At 73.2% G+C, this 10,890-nt stretch carries 7 protein-coding genes; 5 read left to right on the top strand and 2 right to left on the bottom strand.

The window, feature by feature from the left end:
• Positions 1-256 precede the first annotated feature (256 nt).
• A complete protein-coding gene (locus AAHZ94_RS19160; RefSeq protein WP_349994190.1) occupies positions 257-784 on the bottom strand; it encodes a hypothetical protein in 528 nt (175 codons plus the stop codon).
• Positions 785-1,415: 631 nt separating this feature from the next.
• Between AAHZ94_RS19160 and AAHZ94_RS19155 the strand changes: the two genes are divergently transcribed.
• The gene (locus AAHZ94_RS19155) at positions 1,416-1,991 is read left to right on the top strand and encodes a snapalysin family zinc-dependent metalloprotease (protein ID WP_349994189.1); all 576 of its coding nucleotides are present in this window, start codon (positions 1,416-1,418) and stop codon (positions 1,989-1,991) included.
• A 292-nt stretch (positions 1,992-2,283) separates the two neighbouring features.
• On the opposite strand, the gene AAHZ94_RS19150 is transcribed toward AAHZ94_RS19155, so the two are convergent.
• The gene (locus AAHZ94_RS19150; RefSeq protein WP_349994188.1) at positions 2,284-2,739 is read right to left on the bottom strand and encodes a tellurite resistance TerB family protein; all 456 of its coding nucleotides are present in this window, start codon (positions 2,737-2,739) and stop codon (positions 2,284-2,286) included.
• A 704-nt stretch (positions 2,740-3,443) separates the two neighbouring features.
• Between AAHZ94_RS19150 and AAHZ94_RS19145 the strand changes: the two genes are divergently transcribed.
• From AAHZ94_RS19145 to narJ, 4 genes are all read left to right on the top strand, one after another.
• Positions 3,444-4,490 carry a tellurite resistance/C4-dicarboxylate transporter family protein gene (locus AAHZ94_RS19145; protein WP_349994187.1) on the top strand — a complete coding sequence of 349 codons (1,047 nt, stop codon included), beginning with the start codon at positions 3,444-3,446 and terminating at the stop codon, positions 4,488-4,490.
• 188 nt (positions 4,491-4,678) lie between these two features.
• Positions 4,679-8,281, top strand: a complete 3,603-nt coding sequence (locus AAHZ94_RS19140; RefSeq protein WP_349994191.1) for a nitrate reductase subunit alpha — start codon at positions 4,679-4,681, stop codon at positions 8,279-8,281.
• The gene (gene narH, locus AAHZ94_RS19135) at positions 8,281-9,927 is read left to right on the top strand and encodes a nitrate reductase subunit beta (protein WP_349994186.1); all 1,647 of its coding nucleotides are present in this window, start codon (positions 8,281-8,283) and stop codon (positions 9,925-9,927) included. Before AAHZ94_RS19140 ends, narH begins: the two co-directional genes overlap by 1 nt.
• 226 nt (positions 9,928-10,153) lie before the next feature.
• Positions 10,154-10,753 carry a nitrate reductase molybdenum cofactor assembly chaperone gene (narJ, locus tag AAHZ94_RS19130; protein ID WP_349994185.1) on the top strand — a complete coding sequence of 200 codons (600 nt, stop codon included), beginning with the start codon at positions 10,154-10,156 and terminating at the stop codon, positions 10,751-10,753.
• Positions 10,754-10,890: the final 137 nt, after the last annotated feature.

The raw sequence follows: 10,890 nt of genomic DNA, 5'->3' as shown, positions 1-10,890 counted from the left end.
CGCCCGGGCGGCGCCGCCGAGGGGGGCCAGCGCCCCCTGCGGGCGGTCGTGGACGACGTGGATGCCCTCTCCGGACTCCCCGCCGAAGCGGCGCGAGAGGGCCCGGCGGGCCCGGGCCACGCGGCGGGTCGATCAGCCCGGCCAGCCCGGCCCAATCAGCCAGCAGGCCAGCCCATCAGCCGGTCAGTTCGGCCAGCCGCCCCAGCCGGGCGATCGGTTCAGACAGCCAGCCGGTTCGGCCCATTGGCCCGTTCGCTCAGTTCCAAGGATTGGCCGGCTGGTCGTTGATGTGGGTCCAGAAGCGGGTGCCGACCGGTACGTCGCCGTGGGCCCAGAAGCTCCAACCGCCGGTGTCAGCCAGGTTCGGCCCGTACCGTCCGTCGTGGAACTCGGCGAACCGCCAGCCCTTGCCGAAGGTGTTCTCGCACACACCGTTGGCCACGGCGAGGCTGGTCAGCCGGTTGCCGCGGACCGGATTGCTGACCGCGACGTGCCCGCGGGACCATCCCGCGTAGAAGTCCGGGGTGAGCCCGGCGGGCACCGGGCTGCCGTCCACCTTCAGGCAGAGCACCGGAAGCGCCGTGCTGGTCGAGGTGTCACCCTGGTACGGGTCGGCCAGCGGGCCGCCGCCCACCTGTACCGTGCCACCCGGGCCGTCCGCGAGGAAGGTCCAGGTCAGAGCCTTACCGCCAGCCGCGGGTTCGGCGGCGGCCGGCCCGCTCGCCCCCGCCGCCAGGGTCAACGCCGCCACACCGAGAGCCACACCCAACGTGATCGATCGCAAGGGTTTCTCCTCATCTGATGCCGCATCTGATGCCGCACGGAGCGCATGTCGAATGGCGCGCCGGTCGAGGATTCTTCACGTTCTTCACGGCTTCCCCTAGAGCGATAACTAGTCAGGCACGGGGGCGAGTTGTGGGATGCCGGCCGTGCCCGGCCGGCGGGCCGACGGGCCTCCTCAGGTCACCGTGTTATAGATAATTGCTATCTCCACGCAGCCGGTGCGGAACGGTACCGTCACTCTCGGCTGCCACCCGTGGAGCCCGGGCCCCCACCGCTCCTGCCCGGCCCCTCCCTACCCCCACCCCACCCCACGGGACCCGGGCGGCTCTCACAAGCTCGCACAGCTCTCATCGGCTCTTCAGCTCCCGCACCTCGTACGGCCCCGCCGGTGTGCCGTTCGCGGTCCGCCCGTACGCACGCCTGCCCCGGGGCCCCGGCATCCGCGGTGCTCGTACGCAGCGGGCGCCGCGGCCCGCGCGCCGGTCCTGCGGGCGGCGCGCACGGTCAACTCGGCGGCGCCCAGCGCGCCTCCGTCGGGACCGCGGTCAGCACGGCGTACGGCACGACACCGGCCGGCCCCCGCCGTGCTGGCGCGCACCGCCGACAAGTCCATCCATCGAGTGGAGAAGCGTATGAATTCCCGGAAGATCCTTCGCGCATCGCTCGCGCTCTGCACCACGGGCCTGCTGGTCGGTACGGGTGTGCAGACCGCGTCCGCGACCGGCTCCGCCGACGCGCAGGCCGAGCGGACCGCCGCCCGGGTGGTCACCTATGACGCCAGCGGTGCCGCCGAGTTCAAGGACGCGGTGAACCAGGGCGCCGAAGCCTGGAACACCAGCGTGAAGAACGTGCAGCTCAAGGCCGTGCAGCCGGGCCAGCGGGCGAACATCATCGTGGTCGCCGACAACGGCTGGCCGCGGGCCCAACCGACCTCGCTCGGCAACGGCCGGGTGTGGATAGGCCGCCAGGCCGTCAACCAGGGCCACAACACCATCCGCATCTCCTCGCACGAGCTCGGCCACATCCTCGGCCTGCCCGACGTGAAGCCCGGCCCGTGCACCAGCCTGATGTCCGGCGCTTCGGCCGGCACCACCTGCACCAACCGCTACCCGAACGCGCAGGAGAAGGCGCAGGTGGAGCGGAGCTTCGGCGGCTTCAAGGACTACCCGCGGGACGTGGCGGCGAAGTTCGCGCCGGGCATCTACTAGTCCGCGACGCAGGCAGTTAGTCCGCGACGCAGGCAGTCGAGTGCGGTCCGGGCCCGCGGCGGGGCGCCCGGACCGCAACCGGCGGACGCCAAGACCTCGACCGCCCGCGGCTCAGCGCGTGCGGATCGGAGGGGGATATCGCGGTGGGGACGTCGGAACGGTCCGACGCCCCCCCCGCGATGAGGTGCGCGGGCGGGGCCTGGCGGCGCGCCGGCGTCCCCTCCGGTCACCGCCCCCGCGCACCCGTGCGGCCCGCCCGTCCGAGGGGCGGGCCGGTCAGTGACCCGCCGGCCTAGAGGTCGAACTCGGTCGGCGCGATGTCGAGCGCGTAGCAGACCTCGCGGACCACGGCCTGCTCGGTCGGGTCGAAGTTGCCGTCGGCGCCGCCGATGACGATGCCGATCTGGATGACGGCGCGCGCCTCCACCGGCTTCTTCTTGACCTTGCCGATGTCCTGGACCACGGACACCTTGCCGAGCGCGAAGTCCGCGGTGAGCTTGTCGACGTACTCGTTGAAGCGGCGCTGGAGGTCGTCGGCGGGGAAGTTCTGGAGCACGTCGTTGGTGGCGATCAGCGAGGCGACGCGCTGCCGTTCGGCGGGGTCGACGGAGCCGTCCGCGGCGGCCACCAGCGCACACATCGCCATGCTGGCGTCCCGGAACGCGCCGCTCTTCAGCTCGTTCTTCTTCGCCATGAGCTGGGTCTGCATCGAGGACGCGGATTCCTTGAGCTTGTCCCACAGGGCCATCGGTAACTTCTCCTCATGTCATCGCACGGCTGCCGGACGGCGCCTTCGTAGCGGCAACGGAAAACCTCTACAACGATGTAGAAGCTAGCAGGCTCGGCGCGGTCGTGCGGCCCAGGCCCGCGGGGCGTCACACCCGCCGCCCAACGGCGGGCCCAGCCACGCCGAACGGGGCTCCCCATCCGCTCCGGGCCGGGCTCCCCCACCCCGCCCCGGGCGGGTCTCCCCACACGTGCCCGCGGGGCTCGCACGCCGCCGTCCGCTGGCACAACCCCACCCCGCAGGGCCCCCCTTCCCACCGCGTCCGGAAGCAACCGCTCCCCGCCCGGGAACGCCGCCCGCCCCGGGGGCGCATCCGGCCCGGCCCCCCCCCCCCCATCCCCGGCCCACGGCCCGTATCCGCACCGGCCGAGCAGCCCGCCGCAGCCTTGCGCGCCCCCCTGAGACCCCGGTGCCACCGGCGTCGTCCGGCCCTTCCCCGTACGCCCCGCGCGCCCGCGTGCGCCGGTTGCGCGGCGTTCGGGTGATAGGCCGACCGGCGGCAACTCCCCGCGATCGGCATAGCGTTGCCCACGTGGCGGTAAAGCATCGGCCATCTCCTCCGGGCCCGGAATCACGGCTCCGCATGGCCGGTTCCCCGTGGGACAACGGGGACGCAGGCGTACCGGTGGGGTCGAGCCGGGCGCGGTCGATGGCACGCTGCGTTCATGACATGGACGTGGGGGTTCGGGGACCGGGTGCGCGCCTTGCCACCGGCCTGCTTCGCCCCGGTGATGGCGACCGGCATCGTCTCCCGGGCGCTCGGAATCGACGGCGCGGGACGGCTCTCCTGGGCGCTCTTCGGACTGGGCGTGGCCTGGTTCGTCGTCCTCGCCGCGGCCCTGGCCTGGCGGGCCGCGGCCCATCGACCGCAGCTCCTGGCGGACGTGGCCGCGCCGGCCAAGGTCTTCGGCTTCTTCACCTTCGTGGCCGGTGCCGAGGTGCTCGCCGCGCGGCTCGCCATCGAGGGAGTGCGGGCCGCCGCCCTGGTGTTGTGCCTGGTCGCGATGGTCGCCTGGGCGCGGCTCGCGCTGTGGGTGCCGGGCACGCTGCGGCGCTCGCCCGGCGCGCTGGGGCTGGCCGACGGCACCTGGTTCCTGTGCGCGGTCGGCCTCCAGTCCACCGTGGTGGCCGGGTCCGCGCTGTGGCACGGCGAGGCGGCGGCCGGGCTGCTGCTCGCGGTCTGGGTGGCCGGCGGCTGCCTGTACGGGGCGGTGCTGGGCGTCATCGGCTGGCGGTTGCGGCGGCACCCGGTGCCACCGCAGGGGCTGACGCCCGCGTACTGGGTGGCCATGGGTGCCTGCGCGATCACCATTCTGGCCGGCGCGCAGGTGGTGCAACTCGGCTGGTCGACGGGGCCGCACCGGGCCCTGGTGGCGACCTTGCTGGTGCTCTGGGGCTGGGCGACGCTGCTCTTCCCGGTGCTGCTCTGGGCCGGATACTGGCGCCACCTCAGGCACCGGGTGCCGCTCCGGTACGAGCCGACACAGTGGTGCATCGTCTTCCCCCTCGGCATGTACGCGGTGGCCAGTCACACCCTCGCCGAGGCCGGCGACGTGGCTGGCCTGCGCACCGTCGGCGAGGTCATGGGCTGGGTCGCGGGCGGGGCGTGGCTGCTGGTCACGGCGGCCATGACGGGCGTTACCCGGAGGTTCACGCGACGTAGGCCGCCGACTGCGCTGAGCTCGCTCGGTTCCGGCCAAAATCAGCTTTAAACGGTGTGCAAAGCACTGTGTCCGGTCCCGTCAAGAAGCGTGTCGGCCGCTTCCGCTTGCCCCTGGCCTGGGTCAGGCTGCGCTGAGCAATTCGGCATGCGGCGGAGAGGGGGCCCCTGGTGGCCTCGGACAGGTTCGGGTTACGTGTCGGGCGGTCGGCGGACGCCGCCGAGCGCGCCCTGTTGGGCATGGGGCGGATGCTGCACAAGGCTCCGGTCAGCCCCGATTCCCGTGCGGTGTACCGCACGGACCAGAGCGTCAACGATTCCCCCTACCGGGACCGTTGGGCCCACGACAAGGTGGTGCGCTCCACCCACGGGGTCAACTGCACGGGCTCGTGCTCCTGGAAGGTCTACGTCAAGGACGGCCTGATCACCTGGGAGACCCAGGCGACGGACTATCCCACCACCGGCCCTGACCGGCCCGAGTACGAGCCGCGCGGATGTCCGCGCGGCGCTTCTTTTTCCTGGTACACCTACTCGCCCACCCGGGTCCGCTACCCGCCCGCCCGCGGCGTGCGGGTGGAGCTGTACCGGGAGGCCAGGCAGCGGCTGGGCGACCCGGTGGCCGCCTGGGCCGAGATCACCGGCGACCCCGTCAAGCGGCGCCGCTACCAGGCGGCCCGCGGCAAGGGCGGCCTGGTGCGGATCGGCTGGGAGGAGGCGCTGGAGATCGCCGCCGCGGCCCATGTGCACACCCTGCGCGAGCACGGCCCGGACCGGATCGCCGGCTTCTCGCCGATCCCCGCGATGTCGATGGCCTCGCACGCGGTCGGCGCCCGCTTCCACGCGCTGATCGGCGCGCCGATGCTGTCCTTCTACGACTGGTACGCGGACCTGCCGGTGGCCTCGCCGCAGGTGTTCGGCGACCAGACGGACGTACCGGAGTCCGGCGACTGGTGGGACGCGGCGTACCTGATGCTGTGGGGCTCCAACGTCCCGGTCACCCGCACTCCGGACGCGCACTTCATGACCGAGGCCCGCTACCGCGGCCAGAAGGTCGTGGTGGTCTCGCCCGACTACGCGGACGCCACCAAGTTCGCCGACGAGTGGCTGCACCCGCATCCAGGGACCGACGGCGCGCTGGCGATGGCCATGGGGCACGTGATCCTCACCGAGTTCTTCGTGCAGCGGCAGGTCCCGTACTTCCTCGACTACGGCAAGCGCTACACCGACCTGCCGTTCCTGGTGGAGCTGGCCCCGCACGGCACCGACGGCTACACGCCCGGCACCTTCCTCACCGCGGCCGACCTGGGCCGGGACGCGGGCGACGCGCCGGGCACCGGCCGCTACAAGCCGGTGCTGGTGGACGCGGCGACCGACGAGGTGGTGGTGCCGCCGGGCACGCTGGGCGACCGCTGGGGCAAGGGCGGCGAGGGCCGCTGGAACCTGGACCTGGGCGCGGTCGACCCGCTGCTGACCTTCCACCGGGAGGACGGTTCGGCGCCGCTGGCCAAGGTGGTGCTGCCCCGCTTCGACGCCGAGGAGGCCGGCTCGCTGCACCGCTCGGTGCCCACCCGCCGGATCGGCGACCGCCTGGTGACCACCGTCTTCGATCTGCTGCTGGCCCGCTACGGGGTGCGCCGCGGCGACCAGGTGGGCCAGTGGCCGCTGTCGTACGAGGACGCCTCGGTGCCGTGCACGCCGGCCTGGCAGGAGACGATCACCTCGGTGCCGGCGCAGGCGGCGATCCGCACCGCGCGGGAGTTCGCCCGCACCGCGGAGCAGACCCGCGGCCGGTCCATGATCGTGATGGGCGCTGGCACCAACCACTGGTTCCACTCCGACACCATCTACCGCTCGTTCCTGTCGCTGCTGCTGCTCACCGGCTGCCAGGGCGTCAACGGCGGCGGCTGGGCGCACTACGTGGGGCAGGAGAAGGTCCGCCCGTACGCCGGCTGGCAGCAGATGGCCACCGCCGCCGACTGGACGCGCCCCTCGCGGCAGATGGCCGGCACCCCGTACTGGTACGTGCACACCGACCAGTGGCGGTACGAGAGCGCGCCGGCCGATGCGCTGGCCTCGCCCACCGGGCAGGGCCTGTTCGCCGGGCGGCACACCGCTGACCTGGTGGCCGAGTCGGCGCGGCGCGGCTGGATGCCCTCCTACCCGACGTTCGCCGGCAACCCGCTGGAGCTGGGCGAGGCGGCCCGCGCCTCCGGGCGCAACCCGGCGGACTGGGCGGCCGAGGAGATCGCGGCCGGCCGGCTCGGCTACGCCTGCCAGGACCCGGACGCGCCGGAGAACTGGCCGCGGGTGCTGACGGTGTGGCGGGCCAACCTGATCGGCTCCTCCGCCAAGGGCAACGAGTACTTCCTGCGCCACCTGCTGGGCGCCGACGACAACGCGGACGCCGACGAAGCCCCGCCGGGGTCCAGGCCGAGCGAGGTCACCTGGCGCGAGGAGGGGCCGCGCGGCAAGCTCGACCTGCTCCTCGCGCTCGACTTCCGGATGACCTCCACCACGCTCTTCGCCGACCTGGTGCTGCCGGCGGCGACCTGGTACGAGAAGCACGACCTGTCGAGCACCGACATGCACCCGTACGTGCACGCGTTCTCGCCGGCCATCAACCCGCCCTGGCAGGCCCGTACGGACTTCGACATCTTCCACGGCATCGCCCGCAGGTTGAGCGAGTTGGCCAAGGGGCACCTGGACACCCGGTACGACCTGGTGGCCACCGCGCTCCAGCACGACACGCCCGGCGAGGCGCCGCCCGAGGGCGAGACGATGCCGCAGATCACCGTGGTCGAGCGGGACTACACGGCGATCGGCGACAAGATGGCCGCCTTCGGGCCGCTCGCCGAGGAGCTGGGCATCGTCGTCAAGGGCGTCACGGTGCGCCCGGAGCCCGAGGCCCGTTGGCTGGCCCAGCGCTGCGGCACCGCGACCGCGGGCGCGGCACGCGGCCGGCCACTCCTCGACACCGATGTCAAGATGTGCGAGGCGATCCTCGCGCTGTCCGGCACCACCAACGGGCGGCTCGCGGCCGAGGGCTTCGAGCAACTCGCCGAGCGGGTGGGGGCCGGCTCGGAGCTGTCCCAGCTCGCCGCCTCGGTGGCCGACCGGCGGATCGTCTTCTCGGACACGCAGGCCAGGCCGGTGCAGGTCGGCGCGAGCTTCGAGTGGTCGGGCAAGGAGGGCGCCGAGCGGCGCTACTCGCCCTTCACCATCAACACCGAGCACGGCAAGCCCTGGCACACCCTCACCGGGCGCCAGCACTTCTACCTCGACCACTCCTGGATGGTCGAGTTCGGCGAACAACTGCCGGTCTTCAAACCGCCGTTGAACATGCCGGCACTCGGCGAACGCCCCCGCAAGGGCGCCGGCACCGAGCGCTCGGTGACCGTCCGCTACCTCACCCCGCACTCGAAGTGGTCGATCCACTCCGAGTACCAGGAGAACCTGCTGATGCAGACGCTGGCCCGGGGCGGGCCGGTGATCTGGATGAGCCCGGAGGACGCCGAGGCGATCGGGGTCGCGGACAACGACTGGATCGAGGCGGTCAACGCCAACGGCGTCGTGGTGGCCCGGGCGATCGTCTCGCACCGGATGCCGGCCGGCACGGTGTTCATGTACCACGTGCAGGAACGGCTGGTGAACGTGCCCAAGTCGGAGACGACCGGCCGGCGCGGCGGCGTGCACAACGCGCTGACCAGGCTGCTGATCAAACCCACCCACCTCATCGGGGGCTACGCCCAGCTCTCCTTCGCCCCCAACTACTACGGCCCCACCGGAAACCAGCGCGACGCGGTCACGGTCATCCGCCGCCGCTCGCAGGAGGTCGACTACTGATGCCCCCGCGCGAAGCGCCCTTCGGGCGCGTGATGGCCCAGGTCGCCATGGTCATGAACCTCGACAAGTGCATCGGCTGCCACACCTGCTCGGTCACCTGCAAGCAGACGTGGACCAACCGGCAGGGCACCGAGTACGTCTGGTTCAACAACGTCGAGACCCGCCCGGGCCAGGGCTATCCGAGGCGGTACGAGGACCAGGACACCTGGCGCGGCGGCTGGGAGCTGAAGCGCGGCAAGCTCGTGCCGCGCTCCGGCGGCCGGCTGCGCCGGCTCTCCCGGATCTTCGCCAACCCGGAGCTGCCGACGCTGGACGACTACTACGAGCCGTGGACGTACGACTACGCCAACCTGACCGACGCGCCGCTGGGCGACGACGTGCCCACCGCGCCGCCGCACTCCCAGATCGACGGCCGGCCGATGTCCATCGGCGCCGGCCCCAACTGGGACGACGACCTCGGCGGCGGCCCCGAGCACACCGCGAAGGACCCGCTGCTTGAGCGGATCAGCGAGACGGTGCGGCTGGAGTACCAGGACGCGTTCATGTTCTACCTGCCGCGCATCTGCGAGCACTGCCTGAACCCGTCGTGCGTGGCGGTGTGCCCGTCGGGCGCGATGTACAAGCGCATCGAGGACGGCATCGTCCTGGTCGACCAGGACCGCTGCCGCGGCTGGCGGATGTGCGTCAGCGGCTGCCCGTACAAGAAGGTCTACTTCAACCACTCCTCGGGCAAGGCCGAGAAGTGCACCTTCTGCTACCCGCGCATCGAGGCGGGCGAGCCGACCGTGTGCTCCGAGACGTGCGTGGGCCGGCTGCGCTACCTGGGCGTGATCCTCTACGACGCGGACCGGGTGGACAAGGCGGCGGCGACGCCCGACGAGAAGGACCTGTACGAGGCCCAACTCGACTGCTTCCTGGACCCGAACGACCCGGAGGTGGTGCGGGCGGCCGAGGCGGCCGGCATCCCGCACGACTGGATCAGCGCCGCCCGCCGCTCCCCGGTGCACGCCCTGATCAGCGAGTACCGGGTGGCGCTGCCGCTGCATCCGGAGTACCGCACGATGCCGATGGTCTGGTACGTGCCGCCGCTGTCGCCCATCGTGGACGCGCTGTCCAAGAGCGGGCACGACGGCGAGGACGCGGCCAACCTGTTCGGCGCCATCGAATCGCTGCGCATCCCGATCTCCTACCTGGCCGAGCTGTTCACCGCCGGCGACCCGGAGCCGGTGGCCGCCTCGCTGCGCACACTGGGCGCGATGCGGGCCCACATGCGCCACCACAACCTCGGCGAGGAGCCCGATCCGGACATCGCCGCGAGCGTGGGCATGGACGCGGCGAGCATCGAGGCGATGTACCGGCTGCTCGCGCTCGCCAAGTACGACGAGCGGTACGTCATCCCGACCAGCTACACCGCCGAACCCGGCAGCCCGCTGGACACCGGGTGCAGCCTGGAGGGGGCGGGCGGTCCCGGCATGTACGAGGCGGACGCCTTCCATGCGACGCCCGGCGCAGGGCCCGAGCCTGAGCCCGAGCACGCCGGGCTGGCGCTGCGCGGCCGGGTCAACCTGCTCAACTGGGACGGCAGTGGCCGCCCCGACGGGCTGTTCCCCGACGGCCGGGCCGCGGGTTCGGGGGCCGGCGCATGAGCCGCGGCCGACGCCCGCGGCGGGCCGCGGAGGCAGGGCCCGAGCGGGCGGGCAGGGCTGCCGGGGCAGCCGGAGAGGGCAGGGCGAGCCGGGCCGCCGGGGCAGCCGGGGCTTCGCGCACCCTCCCGACCAACTCCCGTACGCAGCACGCGTGTTGCACCTATCTGCCGGCCGGGTTCCGACGCCCCGGTGGGTCGTCCTGCACCGACAGCGGCGGGGCCGCCCTATGAGCGCCCCCGCCGTCCACCAGGCCGCCTCGCTGCTGCTCTACTACCCGGACCAGGAGTGGCCGCGGCGGCTGGAGCTGATCGCCGAGCGGCTGCGTACGGTGCGGCATCCGGCGGCCCGGCCACTGTTGCGGTTCTGCGAGCGGGCCGCGCCGATCCCGGTCCTTGAGGCCGCCGCCCACTACACCGACGTCTTCGACCGCACCCATCGGCGCACCCTGCACCTGACGTACTACACCGACGGCGACACCCGGCGCCGCGGCGGCGCGCTGGCCGCGCTGCGCGAGGTCTACCGGGCCGCCGGCTGGGAACCCGACCCGGCCGAACTGCCCGACTACCTGCCGCTGGTCCTGGAGTTCGCCGCCCGCTGCCCGCGCGCCGGCAACAAGCTGCTGCGCGGCCACCGGGCCGCCGTCGAACTCCTGCGGCTGGCCCTGGAGGACCGCGGCACGCACTACGCGGAGGTGTTGGACGCCGTCAGCGCCACCCTGCCGGGGCCGCGCCCGGCCGACCGGGCCGCCGCCCGCCGGCTGGCCCGTACCGGACCGCCGAGCGAACACGTCGGCCTGGAGCCGTTCGCCGCCCGCCCACCGTCCTGACCGCCCTGCCGCGCCGCGCAGTCACCCAGGCGCCGGCCCGCCCCGCCCCCCCCCCCCCCCCCCCCCCCCCCCCCCCCCCCCCCCCCCCCCCCCCCGGCCCCCGCGGCGGGGGGGCCCGGGGGGGGGGCCCCCCCCCC

The sequence above is a fragment of the Streptomyces sp. HSW2009 genome (assembly GCF_040240285.1).
Taxonomy (GTDB): domain Bacteria; phylum Actinomycetota; class Actinomycetes; order Streptomycetales; family Streptomycetaceae; genus Streptomyces.
The sequence above is the reverse complement of the archived record's forward strand: the minus strand, read 5'-3'. Positions and strand labels throughout refer to the sequence as shown.